The 15,625-nt window shown below is 41.3% G+C and carries 11 protein-coding genes; 9 read left to right on the top strand and 2 right to left on the bottom strand.

All coding sequences use genetic code 11. The features are described from left to right. Positions 1-265: 265 nt before the first annotated feature. The 5 genes from BFP97_RS03625 to BFP97_RS03605 all read left to right on the top strand — a co-directional run bounded on the left by BFP97_RS03625 (position 266) and on the right by BFP97_RS03605 (position 5,756). Positions 266-2,305: a M3 family metallopeptidase gene (locus BFP97_RS03625; RefSeq protein ID WP_069841104.1), complete on the top strand. Its 2,040-nt coding sequence runs from the start codon at positions 266-268 to the stop codon at positions 2,303-2,305. Further along, complete coding sequence (locus tag BFP97_RS03620) at positions 2,302-3,468, top strand: MFS transporter (RefSeq protein ID WP_069841103.1); 1,167 nt, start codon at positions 2,302-2,304, stop codon at positions 3,466-3,468. The genes BFP97_RS03625 and BFP97_RS03620 overlap by 4 nt, the downstream gene beginning before the upstream one ends. Next, positions 3,465-4,733: an RNA polymerase sigma factor gene (locus tag BFP97_RS03615; RefSeq protein ID WP_069841102.1), complete on the top strand. Its 1,269-nt coding sequence runs from the start codon at positions 3,465-3,467 to the stop codon at positions 4,731-4,733. The genes BFP97_RS03620 and BFP97_RS03615 overlap by 4 nt, the downstream gene beginning before the upstream one ends. Before the next feature lie 68 nt (positions 4,734-4,801). Further along, positions 4,802-5,158, top strand: coding sequence for a YciI family protein (locus tag BFP97_RS03610; RefSeq protein WP_069841101.1), 357 nt, complete (start codon positions 4,802-4,804; stop codon positions 5,156-5,158). Between the two features lie 118 nt (positions 5,159-5,276). Continuing rightward, a complete protein-coding gene (locus BFP97_RS03605; protein WP_069841100.1) occupies positions 5,277-5,756 on the top strand; it encodes an SRPBCC family protein in 480 nt (159 codons plus the stop codon). On the opposite strand, the gene BFP97_RS03600 is transcribed toward BFP97_RS03605, so the two are convergent. Beyond that, positions 5,757-6,344, bottom strand: a complete 588-nt coding sequence (locus tag BFP97_RS03600) for a peptidylprolyl isomerase (RefSeq protein WP_069841099.1) — start codon at positions 6,342-6,344, stop codon at positions 5,757-5,759. Between the two features lie 29 nt (positions 6,345-6,373). After that, the gene (locus tag BFP97_RS03595) at positions 6,374-7,486 is read right to left on the bottom strand and encodes a DEAD/DEAH box helicase (RefSeq protein WP_069841098.1); all 1,113 of its coding nucleotides are present in this window, start codon (positions 7,484-7,486) and stop codon (positions 6,374-6,376) included. 85 nt (positions 7,487-7,571) lie between these two features. Between BFP97_RS03595 and mog the strand changes: the two genes are divergently transcribed. The 4 genes from mog to BFP97_RS03575 all read left to right on the top strand — a co-directional run bounded on the left by mog (position 7,572) and on the right by BFP97_RS03575 (position 15,605). Then, positions 7,572-8,117 carry a molybdopterin adenylyltransferase gene (gene mog, locus BFP97_RS03590; protein WP_069841097.1) on the top strand — a complete coding sequence of 182 codons (546 nt, stop codon included), beginning with the start codon at positions 7,572-7,574 and terminating at the stop codon, positions 8,115-8,117. 237 nt (positions 8,118-8,354) lie between these two features. Further along, positions 8,355-11,216, top strand: a complete 2,862-nt coding sequence (locus tag BFP97_RS03585; RefSeq protein WP_139135168.1) for a TonB-dependent receptor — start codon at positions 8,355-8,357, stop codon at positions 11,214-11,216. Positions 11,217-11,227: 11 nt separating this feature from the next. Beyond that, entirely contained in the window at positions 11,228-12,718 is a 1,491-nt protein-coding gene (locus BFP97_RS03580; protein WP_069841095.1) for a hypothetical protein, read from the top strand. Positions 12,719-12,764: 46 nt separating this feature from the next. Continuing rightward, entirely contained in the window at positions 12,765-15,605 is a 2,841-nt protein-coding gene (locus BFP97_RS03575) for a TonB-dependent receptor domain-containing protein (RefSeq protein ID WP_069841094.1), read from the top strand. Positions 15,606-15,625: the final 20 nt, after the last annotated feature.

The raw sequence follows: 15,625 nt of genomic DNA, 5'->3' as shown, positions 1-15,625 counted from the left end.
TACTCATAAAACCGCATAACTACCAGATTATCAACCAATCTCCTTACAACTGCACAACCCTTCTCTGTTGGTTAATAACCTTTTAATAGTAAATACCCTTCCTGAAATAGCATCTTTTTAATAAAAAAATAGGGTGAGAAAAACTTCGAATTAAAGAAGACGCTCTATCCTAAAAGCCTTCTGGCTAATTATTTGGTATATCTTTCTGCCTTGGAACAACAACTGGCTACAATGTTGTTTATAATTGCATCGAATAAATTAGTCTATGAATAACCCACTTGTTGATAAATCCGAAACACCTTTCAATACCCCACCTTTTTCGGCAATAAAGAATGAACATTTTAAACCTGCCATCGAGCAACTTATTGAGGTCGCGAAAGCCGAAATAGATAAAATCGTTGTGCGAAAAGATATTCCTGACTTCAATAATACCATTGAGGCATTAGAAAAGTCAGGCAAACAACTGGACAGGGCCTCTTCTATATTCTTCAACCTCAACAGCGCGGAAACCAACGATGAAATTCAGGCAATCGCCAAAGAAGTTTCTCCACTATTGACGGAGTTTTCAAATGACATTCTTTTGAATGAAGGCCTCTTTAATAAAGTCAAGGCAGTACACGATTCGGTTGACCATTCCGTCCTCAATACAGAACAACAGACCCTCCTGGCAAAAACGTATAAAGGCTTTGTAAGAAACGGTGCGCTATTAAATGGCGACCAGAAAGATCAGCTAAGAAAAATTGACGTTGAACTTGCACAATTATCATTGACTTTCGGTGAGCATGTACTGGCTGAAACCAATAAATACCAAATGGTCATTGAAGACAAGGCCGATTTGGAAGGGCTTCCGCAATTCGTCATCGACCAGGCAATTGAAACGGCCAAAGAGAAAGGGCATGAAGGTAAATGGGTCTTCACACTGGATTATCCAAGTTATGTGCCCTTCGTTACTTATGCTGCTAATAGATCGCTTAGAAAAGAACTTAGCATAGCCGCGGGTTCCAAAGCTTTCAAAGGAGATGATCTCGACAATCAGGAGATTGTTAAAAAAATCGCTTCACTCAGACATGAAAGGGCCAATTTGTTAGGTTACAAAACACATGCTCACTTTGTATTGGAGGAACGAATGGCAGAGTCTCCTGAAAAGGTAATGTCTTTCCTTTCTGAAATAGGCAATTACGGAAAAGGAGGAGCTGAAAGAGATGTTCAAGAAGTGTCCGATTATGCAAAGCAATTAGATGGTATAGAAGAACTTCAACGTTGGGATTTCGCTTATTACTCTGAAAAATTGAAAAAGGAAAAGTATACGATCGATGATGAAATGCTTAAGCCTTACTTCAAATTGGAGAATGTAATTGATGGCGTTTTTGAGACTGCTAAGCGACTTTTCGATTTACACTTTGTCGCTACAGATCAAATCGACAAGTACCATCCAGACGTAATGACCTATGAAGTAAAAGATTCTAATGGTAAACACATCTCAGTATTCTATGCCGACTTCTTTCCAAGAGCCGGAAAACGAGCTGGCGCGTGGATGACCTCCTACGCTGGTCAGTACAAAGACGCCCAGGGCGATCATCGACCTCTCGTCTCCATTGTTTGCAACTTCACGAAACCAACGAATAGTACACCTTCCTTGCTGACTTTCAACGAGGTTACTACCCTCTTCCATGAATTTGGACATGCACTGCATGGTATGCTTGCGGATGGTCAGTATGAAAGTTTGAGTGGAACGAGTGTATTCTGGGATTTTGTAGAATTGCCATCACAGATTTTGGAAAACTGGTGCTATGAGAAAGAATGTCTCGACCTCTTTGCAAAGCATTATCAGACTGATGAAGCTATTCCGGAAAATCTAATTCAGAAGATTAAGGACAGTGCCAATTTCATGGAGGGCTACCAAACCATGCGCCAGTTAAGCTTTGGTATGTTAGACATGGCTTGGCATGGACAAGACAACACCGCATTAGAAAGTGTTGCAGAATTCGAACGATCAATCATGTCTCAGACGGACGTTTTGCCACCTATTCCGAATACCAATATGAGTTGTGCATTTTCTCATATTTTTCAAGGTGGCTACTCGGCTGGATATTATAGTTACAAATGGGCAGAAGTACTTGACGCTGATGCATTTGAATACTTTAAAGAGAAGGGAATATTTAATAAGGAAATTGCCAATCTTTTCAAAGACAACATCTTGTCCAAAGGAGGTTCAGACCATCCAATGACACTCTACAAAAAATTCAGGGGACAGGAGCCTGATGTCAAAGCGCTACTAAGAAGAGCTGGACTCCTGGAGGATTGAATAAGGTACCAAAACGCATATTGCCCGTTATAGTCTTTGCCCAATTTGCGGGTACATCACTTTGGTTTGCGGGCAATGCCATCTTACCTCAAATTCAGGTTTCCTGGGATTTGCCTGAGAGCAGTCTGGCCAATGTGACATCGGCTGTGATGCTCGGGTTTATCACCGGAACTTTTGGCTTTGCTTTCTTTTCCATAGCCGACCGATTCAAGCCGAGCCGAGTATTTTTGATTTGCTCATTGCTAGGGGCAGCCTTCAACTTACTCCTGATGTTTCTTCCTAACACTTACTTAAACCTATTGGTACTTAGGTTCATGACAGGAATATTCATAGCTGGCATATATCCCGTGGGCATGAAAATATCCGCAGATTGGTTCGGAGGAAAACTAGGCAAGGCACTAGGCTACCTTGTGGGAGCACTTGTTTTAGGCTCTGCATTCCCCTACCTACTGAATCATTTTGGTACAGCCCTCTCTTGGAAATTCGTACTTATAGGCACCTCCATCTTAGCTCTACTTGGGGGTGTTGCCATGATGGCCTTCGTAGGGGAAGGGCCTCATAGAATTACAGGTGCACGTTTTGAGCCGGGTAAAATGATCGATGTATTTCGCAAAAGAGACTTTAGATCTGCCGCCTTTGGCTACTTCGGTCATATGTGGGAATTATATACGCTATGGGCATTTATACCTGTGATATTGCTCTACTATAATGAGACGCACAATGCTGATATCCCCATAAGCCTTTGGACATTCCTAATCATTGCCTTAGGCTCAGTCGGCTGCGTGTTAGGTGGGGTTCTGTCCACAAAACATGGAAGTGCAAAAGTCGCCTTTGGTTTCTTGATGCTCTCCGGCATCCTGTGCCTTACATCTCCCTTATTTTATGAACTGTCAGAAACCCTATTTTTAGCCATATTTCTCGTATGGGGATTTGCAGTAATCGGAGATTCAGCGCAGTTTTCTTCTCTCAATACACTCACAGCACCGCCTGAATTCAAAGGAACAGCCTTGACTATTGCGGTTAGTATTGGTTTCTTGCTGACAATTCCCAGTATTCAATTACTTGGGTATTTATCAAATATTATAGGAACCAGGTGGCTTCTATTTACACTATTGATCGGTCCAATATTCGGGCTAACCCATACCAGAAAACTGCTTGAATGAGCCAAAAGCCGAGTGATAAAAAGAGCAAGGTACTAGCCGAACACTTTTTTCGACTCGAGTATGCAAAAATAGTTGCGGTAATCACCCCCTACTTTGGCTTAAATCAGATTAACCTTGCCGAAGACATTGTTCAAGACACGCTCCTAGAAGCGATCCGCACGTGGGAGTTTAATGGAATTCCTGAAGATCCTTCGGCATGGCTCTATAAGGTTGCCAAGAATAAATCGGTCAATGCGCTTAAAAGAATTAAGTTGGAAGATGGGTATCGTAGCAGCATCGAAAGTGAATCTCTAATTGAAGGACTAAATTTCTCCGAAGAACAGATTGCTGACGATCAACTGAGGATGATGTTCGCTTGTTGTGACCCCTCAATTTCGCAAGAGGCTCAAATCTGTCTGATCCTTAAGACGCTTTGTGGCTTAAGTATTGGCGAGATTGCCAACGCCTTTCTCACCAACAATGAAACCATCAACAAACGACTAGTTCGAGCCAGAAGTACCCTGAGAAAAGAGCAGATTACTTTTGAACTGCCCAATGCCGATGGACTAAATGAACGACTTGAGACTGTTCTTAGGACGATATTCCTTCTCTTCAACGAAGGTTACAGTACCTCCAAAGGAAAGCAGTTAATCAACTATGATATTTGTCTGGAGACCATTAGACTAGTAGAATTAATTTGCAATCACTCTTTATTCGAAGACTTTGCAAAACCACATGCCCTACTCGCGCTTATGCTTTTGAACGCAGCTCGTTTTCAATCAAGAGTAGACAGCCAGGGCCTTATGATCCGTTTAGAGGATCAAGACCGATCGCTTTGGAACCGACAATTGATCAATCGAGGTCTGGCCCACCTCAATAAAATTCAGGGCTCAAAAGAGATCAGTATTTACCATATTCTAGCCACAATTTCAGCCTACCACTGTGTTGCAAAGGAGTTTACTCAAACTAACTGGCAAGGCATTCTCCAGATGTACGACACACTGCTGACGGTTGATGCCTCACCTTTGGTTAGACTCAATCGAGCCATCGCCTTGTCCGAAATATATGGGCCCGAAAAAGGAATAGAAGAGATTGAACAATTGAGCGATTCGATCCCACATAACTATATTCCTTTTCATACTGGGTTGGCTGACCTTTACATTCGAACGAAAGATTTTCGCCCAGCTATTAAGCACCTCAAAAAGGCGCTATCTATTAGTAAAAGCCCTTTTGAGACCAAAACGATTCAACATCGGATTGAGGAATGTGAAAAAGAATTAAAATAAGTTTAAAGAACATGTCCCTATTTTCGAATTCAGATTGTAATGAGGTCGAAAACTAAAAAACAGAAATTATGAAAGAGTTTATGGCATTCATTTACACCGAAGGAGACCACATGGCTGAGATGTCTCCAGAAGAACAACAACAACATGTGGAAAAAGTAGGCGCTTATATTCAAGGTTTAATGCAGTCTGGTAAGATGAAAGGTGCTCAGCCTTTAGAGTTATCAGGAATAACCATCTCTGGAACCCAAGGAAATCTTCAAGATGCTCCTTTCAATGAAACTAAAGAAGTGATAGGCGGTTATTATCACTTGGCTGGTGAGTCATTAGAAGAAGTTGCTGATTTAATCAGGAAAGATCCTCGCTTTGAAGATGGCCCTTGGAAAGTTGAGATCAGACCGATTAGGGTTGTCCAAGGAATAAATTGACCTTTTAGATCGGTGCGTTGGGTCTAAAAGACTAGCGCACCTTTCTCATTGAACTTTAATTTCAGCACGGTCAAACACTTTGACACAACCTGAAGTTGTCTTACCATATTTTCAACATATGGTATCTATAGAGGCTCATTCTGGTATTTATACACTCAAAACGGAGCAGTTACTCAATACTGATTTAGAAACAGCTTGGGAGTTCTTCTCTTCCCCCAATAACCTAGTCAAAATCACGCCCAAACATATGGCTTTTGAGATTACTTCAGGAAAAGCAAAAGCTATGTATCCTGGACAAATTATCACTTATAAGGTATCTCCTTTCCCCGGCATAAGAGCAAGTTGGGTAACAGAAATAACCCACGTAAAAGATCGCGAGTTCTTTGTTGATGAACAGCGCTTTGGTCCGTATAGTATGTGGCACCACGAACACATTTTTGAAGAAACTGAAAAAGGGTTGATGATGTGGGATAAAGTATCCTACAAATTACCTTTCGGTGTATTGGGAAGAATGATTCATCCCGTCATTGTCAAGAACAAGTTGACTCAAATCTTCACCTATAGATATAAGATTTTGGAGGAACTCTTCCCCGCTTGATTACCTACTTGAAGCAGGAACCTCAAAACCAAAAGTCGATATTTCTGCAGCTGTCATGCGGATCACATTGACATCTAATGTAATTGGCTTCAATGGCGTGTTGGTCGAATCCTTTTCCACTTTGACGATGTTGTCAACCACGTCCATACCTTTAAAAACCTGACCATAGATCATATAATTCCCATCTAACCTGGCCAGACCATTCTTGTTCTGTACAATATAAAATTGACAGGCTGCCGAAAGCTTACCCGGGTTATCGTCTCTTCCTGCCCCAAACGCACCATAGACGTGCTTTTTACCTGCTTCAAACTCAGGTTCCAAGAGATGAACAGAATAAGCAAAGCCTTCTGGGGTATCAGGGCAGCCACCTTGTGCCACGAAATTGTCTATGACTCTATTGAAAGTATAATCATCCCAATAGCCCTCATTCGCTAATTCAATGAAAGCTTTTTTGTGCTTTGGTGCTTCATCATATAGCCATACCAGTATTTCACCCATTGGGGTTTTGATCTGACCAACTTCGTAGGTTTTATCCTGAGCACAGGCTGTAGAACCAATAATAAACAGTAGGAAAAGGGCTTTCTTCATAATATTCGGTTTCCCTAAACTTATTAAAATTAGTTCAGTGGTTGAATTTTGATCTTCAATTCCTTCTGAAGAGAGTATATCTGTTCTTTCTCTCGATCAGTGACAAATAGCACGGAGTTTCCTTTCAAACCTGCTCTTCCGGTTCGGCCACTCCGATGGGTATAGTACTCCGTCTGCTGTGGAAGCTCGTAATGCACCACAAAGCTGAGTCCTCGAACGTCAATACCCCTTGCTGCAATATCGGTAGTCACCAAAAGGTCCACCTTCTCACTCTTGAACTTGCGCATTGCTTTATCCCGATCGCGTTGGCCCATATCTCCTTCAATCACTTCTACCTCCAAATTTTTGGACAATAACTGTTTGGCCAATGTCCGTGCTGTTCTTTTGGTTTGGCAAAAGATCATCCCTCTCTCCTCCTCATGATAAGCCAAAAAATGTAATAGTTCAGGAAGCTTATCCTTCGATTTACACAGTATGAACTCATGTGTGACATTGGAATTAATTCCTGTACTTCGATCTACTTCAACCTTCTGAGCATCTTTTCTCAAAAACTTCCTGATAATCTCTTTAATACCTTCCGGCATTGTGGCCGAAAACAGCCAAACACTCTTTTCGATAGGCACATAGCCTAAGATATAGTGGATATCCTGCTTAAAACCCATGCTCAGCATTTCATCAGCTTCATCCAAAACCACATGTTTTACTCTGGAAAGGTCGACAGCATCTCGTTTTATCAGATCCATCAGACGACCTGGTGTAGCCACAACTACGTGGGTAGGTCTTTTGAGACGCTGAATCTGATTATTGATGTCTGCACCGCCATAGACAGACTCAATAAAGATTTTCTCAGTGTACTTGGTGAACTTGAAAAGCTGTTTGGCAATTTGTTGACAGAGCTCACGTGTTGGGGCGATAATCAGGCCTTGCACTTCCGATTTGCTGGCATCAATATTTTGCAATAGCGGTAATCCGAAAGCAGCTGTTTTACCTGTTCCAGTCTGTGCTTGACCAATAAAGTCAGCTGTAGAGTTGAGCAGCAAAGGAATCGCAGACCTTTGAATGTCTGTCGGATCAAAAATGCTCAACTCATTTAATCCTTTAATTAATTGCTTCGAAATACCCAGTTCAGAAAATGTACTCACGCCTATTATTTTAAGAATGCAAAGGTAGAACGAATACTTCGCAATAAAGCATTGCAATAGTCTTTAGTGGGTTGTTTATTTGGGTATGGATTTGGATGGTATACAACCTGTCAAAATTGGAATCATTACAGTGTCTGATCGCGCGAGCAAAGGCGTTTACGAAGATCTTTCAGGAAAAGCGATTATAGATACCCTAAATGACTACTTAGTTACTAAATGGAAGCCGATTTATCAGGTGATCCCTGATGAGCAGTATCTGATAGAGAGTACCATTAAGCAAATGGCTGATAAAGAAAGATGTTCTCTGATTGTGACTACTGGAGGCACCGGACCTGCTGCCCGGGACGTAACGCCTGAGGCAACAGAGGCTGTGTGTGATAAAATGATGCCCGGCTTTGGGGAACTTATGAGACAAGTGAGTCTCCAATATGTACCCACGGCCATACTTTCCAGACAAACCGCTGGCATTCGAGGAAATTCCTTAATCGTGAACCTTCCAGGAAAGCCAAAATCGATAAGAGAATGTCTCGATGCTGTTTTTCCTGCAATCCCCTATTGCATTGACCTCATCGAAGGGCCCTACCTAGAAACAAACCCGGATGTCATCTCCGTTTTTAGACCGAAACAATAGCATTGATTTTATGAGCTGAAATGAAAAATTAACCATTTCAAATTAAATGTTCCAACACACAAAAACGTAAGTACTTAGCTATTAAGGCCTGTTTTTGTCTGCTACATAACTTTAGTTTCATTCATTTAGATCAATGGCAAAAAAACTTTTTGGACGGTAGTAACTTTTGCCTTGGAGAACGTTTTGTTTGCAGTGCCTAAGAAGGCATACCTTAAAAACTCTTAACAAATTACTAAATTGACATCTCGCACGCTCGCGAAAAGACTGATGAAGTCCATTTCGCTTACCCTCGTCATTTTGGCTTTAGTCCAAAGTAGCGCATTTGCCCAGATCATTGTAGGAAAAGTTGTACGACAAGGCGACAAAACGCCTATAGGCTTTGCTAACGTTAAATTTTCAGGCATCAACTATGTCGGCAGATCTGTAGGTGTTTCTTCGGATGAAAAAGGAGAATTCACCCTTGCCGTTAAGTCTTTTCCTGTTGAAATTGAGGTTAGTGCCTTAGGCTATAAAGCCAAAAAGGTGACAATTAATGAATCTGTTACAGACTTAGTCGTGGAACTTGAAGAATCCTCCAAGGCACTTGAAGAATTTGTAGTAACAGCAGAAAAAATCAGCCAAGAAGACTTACGTGCTCCAATCGAAACGATCAAGGTAGACATTACTGAAATCCAGAGCACCCCTTCATTTAACTTTTTCGATGCAGTGGGTAACTTGAAGGGAGTCGATTTAACTACGCAAAGCGTTGTTGTTAATACGGTCAACACCCGAGGGTTTAATTCTAGTACCAACCAAAGGTTTAGACAGTTTAGTGATGGTATCGATAATCAAGCACCGGGATTAAGTTTTTCACTAGGAAATATTGTTGGTCCAGGATCATTGGACATTGAATCTTATGAGATTGTTCCAGGCCCCTCCTCTGCTTTCTATGGCCCCTCCTCTTTCAATGGGGTATTAGAAATGAAAACCAAAAATGCTTTCGATTACCCTGGGTTCACTTTTTCAGCAAAGGGAGCCACGGTTTCCGTCCTGAAAGACAATTCGAAATTTTTGAACATCGGAGACAACTTCATTAGAGACATAGCCGGAAGGTATGCCTTCACTATCAAAGATCGCGTGGGTGTAAAAGTGAGTGCTGCGTTACTCGATGGGGTCGATTTCAGAGCAAGAAATTATGACAACTTTGGCCCGGGAAGACCTTTTGAAAATGTCCACTCTGGTGATAATCAAAGTGTAAATCTTGTCAATGCCTATGGAGATGACAGATCAGCCTTCTTAGTAGTACCAAGTGGTTTTTTAAACGCTGGCGGTGAAGGTGGAGGACTGATACCTACTTCATTAGACACAGCATTTACGGTCACTCGCTCGGGCTATCGCGAAGAGGACCTAGTGAACTATGATGCATCCAATACTAAAATCAATGCCGAGGTAGCAGTAAGAATAACTCCTGAAATGTCATTGGCACTTACTTCATTCTACAGTAAGACAGATGCAATGATTACAAGTGAAGACCGAATTGCGCTCAGAGACTTTGAAGTTTATCAACAAAAGGCAGAATTAAAAGGGAAACGCTTGCTCCTCAGAGCTTATTCAACTCAGCAGGATGCAGGAAACACCTACAACGTTGGATTGCTGGCAGATGAACTAGTACAAAGAGCCAAACCAGATGAAGTGTGGTACGATCAGTATACGCGACTATATAGTGCCGGAAGAGGTGTTATAGGCGCTCGTAACTTAGCCGATTCAAGGTTCCCAGGTAATTTCTTTACCAAATTCGAGCCTGGAACCGAACAATACGATTCCATAAGAAGCAAAATCATTTCGACAGAAGTTACTCAAGGAGGTGCTCGAATTTTCGATGAGTCCAGGCTTTATCACATTGAAGGAAAATATGAGTTAGAAGATGCTCAAGACTATTTCAGCAAGTTAACCGTTGGCGGTAATTACAGAGTTTATGACCCAGAGTCAGCAGGTACGATTTTTACGGATACCACTGGCAACGACTTAACCAATTACGAGTTCGGTGCATTTGTTGAGGGTACGAAAGCGATAGATGACCGTACTGACATTGGAGCTTCATTAAGAATTGATAAAAATGAAAATTTCGATGCGAAACTTAGCCAACGCCTATCGGTAGTTAGACAGTTGAAGGAAAATCAATTTTTCCGAGTTTCATTCCAAAGAGGTTTTAGGTTTGCCAATATTAGAGAACAGTTTTATAATCAAAACCTGGGAGACAAGATTATTATTGGTGGTCTAACAGAGGTCACCGATGAATATGACCTTCAGGGGAATGCTTTCATACAGCAATCATTACAGTCTTACCAAGACGCGTTAGCTTCTAGCGTAATTGACGATAATGCTCAGTTGGAGTTTGCCAAATTGCAGCATTTAGATATCGCTCAGAATGGAATTATTGGCCAAGATCAGTTTCGCGGCATAAAACCGGAACAAATCACCTCCTTCGAAATTGGGTACAAAAGCTTAATTCAAGATCGAAGAATCTTTGAAGTGAATTATTACAGAAACTACTATCAAAACTTCATAGGTAATTTAAGAGTAGTCAAACCTCGTACAAGTCCTTCGATTGACCTTTTGAGGGCCGTTGAGCAAGCTGCAAGTCCTGGAACAAGTGATGTAATATTTGTTACAGCTAACTCCGATAAACAGATTATCACTCAAGGCTTAGAAATGGTTTATGACATCACAGGGCTGTCAGGAGTAAACTTTGCGGTAAACGCAACTTTCGCAGATATCATCCAAGATTCTGAAGATCCACTAGTACCTGGTTTCAACACCCCTCCTTTTAAATTCAATGTGAAAGTTGGTCACAGAAGAATTAGTAGAACTTTTGCTGCTGAACTTACTTGGAGATCAAGAACAGGTTTTGAATGGCAGAGTCCGTTTGCCGATGGCGATGTCGGAGGCTTCAGTACATTCGATATTCAATTAACATTTAAATTACCTAGCTCAAATTCGCTTATCAGAATTGGCGGTAATAACATTTATAACATTGATCAGTTTAATTCTTTCGGAGGCCCTGAGATCAATGCATTCTATTATGTCAGTTTCACATATGATCCATTTCAAAGCAGATAAATAAACTCATTATGAAAAAATTAACACTTCTGCTCATCACATTTTTCGTAGTTACGGCTTGTGAATACGAATTTCCCGATCCGATAGCATTAGCTGAGCCTTCAGCTGACGCAGACTTGTCAAACATAGTCTTTGTTGGGGGATCCAGGTTTGCTGGTCTTGAAGATGGTGCACTGTCAATTAGGGGCAATCAATTTGCCGTTCCAAACCTATTCTTAAAGGAATTGGGATTTGTAGAACCTGATGAAGTAGTCACACCATTTGTAAATTCAGAGGCAGGTTTCAACATCTATGAAAATGATAACCTCACTGGTTCAGCGGGTGCCTACAGGGTCTTCTTCCCTTCTTCCGATACCGTGTTTTTTAAAAGGGAAATAACATCCGGAACAGCTTTAGCCTTTGACAATGCTGGTAGTACAGCACTCAATTCGTTTAGCTTTCCTGGCGCATCCATCTTGGATATCACTGAAACAGGTAGAACTGTCAATCCTTATGCAAGAACCTTCTTTGACAATTCACAATCCATCCTGAACCGTGCTGCGGCTGCCAACCCTACTTTCTTCGTACTCGACTTAGGTTATCAAGATATGCTAAACTTTGTACTGAATGGAGCAACCGGAGATATGGAAGCAAGCACAACAACTGCAGGAGTAGCGGACTTACCTAGTGAGGCTTTCTTTCGAACGAAACTGGAAGAGGCGACTGATGCTTTGTTGAATCAAGATCCTTCAATTAAAGGAGTTTTGGTCAATATTCCGGATTTCACGCTCTTTCCTTATTTTGTCAGAACCTCATTCGATGTGACTCCATTCGTGATTGACAACAATTCGGTAATCTTTGCTGCTCAAGGAGAGGCCACATCATTCAACAACTCACTCATTGGATTTTATCAACAAAACCCCGGAATTCCTTCCTCAGAAAGACGGCCATTCGTTGACTATGGCAATGATTCAAGGTTTAACTGGGGGATTATGGTAGAAGACCAAACACTCGCTGATGTGACTTTCAATGGGAACGTAATACCCAAGGTAAGACAATTGAAAATTGATGACTACATGTTCTACAAAGATGAACAAAGACTAAGAACAGGGTATGGTATGCAGGTTTCAAATCCTGTGCCCAATGATGGTTTTATCAGCTTTGAAAAGGGAGAAGAAATCAAAGCAAAAATTGCCGCCTACAATGCCATTATTGCCGATGTGGCAAATAATTCTGGCGGCAGACTAGTGGTAGCGGATACCTACACTGTTTTTAATGAGATGACTAACGGATTCGACAAACTTTTGGGTAATGCAGCTGACGGCTTGAATGTTGATGGCGTAGTATTAGAACCAACGATCAGTAGGTTTGGTGTTTTCTCAACAGATGGTCTCAACTTAAATCCAGTGGGTAATGCACTAATTGTGAATGCGATAGTCAGTGCCATTAATAATGGATTGAATGGAAATTTAAGTACAGTAAATCCAAACAATTTGCCTGGTACAAGCTTCACTAATAACTAACACTTAATAATTATAGGACAATAAGACCTTAAACTAATCTTTTTCTATGCTCAAGCTCCTTTATGTGAAGGTATCTATGACAGTGCTCTTACTCTTGAGCACTCTTCTTGCCCCCACAAATGTTGTAGCTCAGAGCGTTTCTGGAAAAGTCATCAACGCGAGGACCAAAGAACCGATTCCTTTGGTTTCCATTACTATACCAGCCATGAGTGCCATGGCCTTCAAAACAGGAGGATCTGCCAATGAGAAAGGTGAGTTTACCATTGATATAGACGCTGATCTGCCTGTTGAGTTAGAATTCTCTCATGTCGGTTATCTAAGAAAGAAAGTGATGATCACTGAGCTGAGGAATGACTTGGTCATAGAGCTTGTGGAAGACTTTACCCAATTAGATGATTTTACGGTGACCAGTGAAAAAGTAACCGTTGAGGAACTAAGGGCACCCATAGATATTCAAAAAATTGATCTTAGGACACTGCAGTATACACCATCCTTCAACTTCTATGATGCGATTAGTAATCTAAAAGGCGTAGACTTTGCCACACAGAGTACCATTATTCAGAACGTAAATACTCGGGGATTTAATTCCAATTCTAACCCTAGGTTTAGACAGTTCATCGATGGAATCGATACACAAGCCCCTGGCCTTAGTTTCTCATTGGGGAATATTGTAGGTCCTAGCTCCTTAGATATACAATCTGTAAAAGTAATCCCTGGTCCATCTACCTCCTTCTATGGTCCAAGTGCCTTTAATGGTATACTGGACATGCAAACTAAGAGTGCTTTTGATTTTCAAGGTTTCAGCTTTTCAGCAAAACTTGCCACAGCGGCAATCGAAGAGACGAACAGAGATTTTATAAACCTCGGAAACAACACCACAGAGTTTTCAGCAAGATATGCTGTCGCGTTTGATGATAAGATTGCTTTTAAGGTCAGCGGAACTGTCTTTGAGGGTGTGGACTTTAGGGCTCGTAATTATGACAATAAAGGTGCAGGCTTCCGTTTTGAGCAGGTGCATTCAGATAAGACCCAAGGTGTTGACGGTATCAATGTTTATGGTGATGATCGACCAACCGTGATGTTACTCCAAAAGAATAACTTATTGCCTGATGCACCAGACACTGTTTTCTATTTGACCCGAACTGGATATAGAGAAGAAAACATTGTCAACTATGATGCCCGAAATTATAAGTTCAATGCAGCTTTGAGCTATAGGTTGAATGAAGAGTCTGAGTTCAACTTGACTGCACAATATGGCCTGGCTGATGCAATGATTACTGGGGTTGACAGAATTGCCTTAAGGGACTTTGAAATCTCCCAGTTCAAAGCTGAATTTAAAAGTCCCAAGTTCTTATTACGAGCTTACACTACCAAACAAAATTCAGGTAATACGTACAATGCAGGAGCACTTGGCGAAGAGTTGGTACAAGCCGGTAAACCTGATGCACTATGGTTTCAACAGTTTAGAAATTTTTATGAAAATACTTTGGGAGGTGTACCGGGGATAGAATTTGCTCGAGAAAGAGCAGAGGGTCCCACGTCAGGCCTATTTTCTGGAAGATTGGACCCAGAATCGGAAGAGTATAATCTGGCTCGAACCCAACTGTTAAATAATAGCACTCCATCAGATGGAATAGCCATTAAGGATCAGTCAAGTTTGAGTCACCTTGATGTTCGGTATAGTTTCAAAGAGGATCAAGAATTCTTCGATGACCTCTTTTTAGGTGGTAGTTATAGGTTTTATGATCCAGAGTCGAGCGGTACCGTCTTTGTCGACTCAGCGGCAAATGATGTAACCAATTATGAATATGGAGTTTATGTAGAAGGCCAAAAAGCCCTGGACGACCGCACGAATTTAACCGTTTCATTGCGGTATGATCGGAACGAAAATTTTGATCCAAAACTGAACCAACGGATTTCTGTTGTTAGGAATTATAAGAATAATCACTACTTCAGAGCTTCTTTCAGTAGAGGTTTTAGATTTCCTAACGTCTTGGAGCAATTTCAAAACCAGAATCTAGGAGATGTTCAACTTATAGGTGGGCTTAGTGAAGTAACAGACAACTACGACTTAGTAGGAAACGCTTTTCTACAAAGTGCATTGCTCGACTACAATGATCGCGTATTTGAGGCTGTAAATGTAAATGGAGAACGCTATGTACAAGCTCAAGGGCAGTTTTTCGATATCATACGTGACAATATTGTCGCTGCAGAAGACTTTGATGGCCTTGAACCTGAAAGAATTACTACCATTGAGTTTGGTTACCGCAGCCTTGTTCAAGAAAGAAGAATTTTTGAAGTAACAGTTTACCGTAATTATTATCAGAACTTCATCGGTAACAGGCGGCTGGTTAGAACAAGGACAAGCCCTAGTATAGATCTGCAGCGCGCAATTGACCAGGCTAATAATCCGGCTACCAGTGACTTAGTATTCGTTACTGACAATGCCGAAGGTAACATCATCACACAAGGTGTCGAGTTGCTATATGATATTACTGGTCTCTCTGGTATCAATTTCGGTGTGAATGCCACATTCGCAAACATCATTCAAGATGCGAATGACCCTATTGTTCCTGGTTTCAATACAGCACCTTTTAAATGGAACGTGACGCTTGGGCATAGAAGAATCAGCAGAAACTTAGGTGGTTCTTTCAGTTGGAGGGCCCGTTCTGAATATGACTGGCAGAGTCCTTTTGCTGATGGCCCCGTCAGAGGTTTTTCGACCTTCGATATGCAACTCACGTACAGGTTGCCTGAGATCAGCTCTCAAATTAGAATTGGTGGTAATAATGTCTACAACATTAGACAGTTCAACACCTTCGGTGGACCAGAGATCAATGCTTTCTACTACATCAGCTTTGTTTACGATCCTTTTCAGAAGAACTAATATTCTTCACATAAGTATTG

This window comes from Roseivirga sp. 4D4 (assembly GCF_001747095.1).
Classification (GTDB): Bacteria; Bacteroidota; Bacteroidia; order Cytophagales; family Cyclobacteriaceae; genus Roseivirga.
Note: the sequence above shows the minus strand (reverse complement) of the source record. Positions and strands in the feature narration are given on the sequence as shown.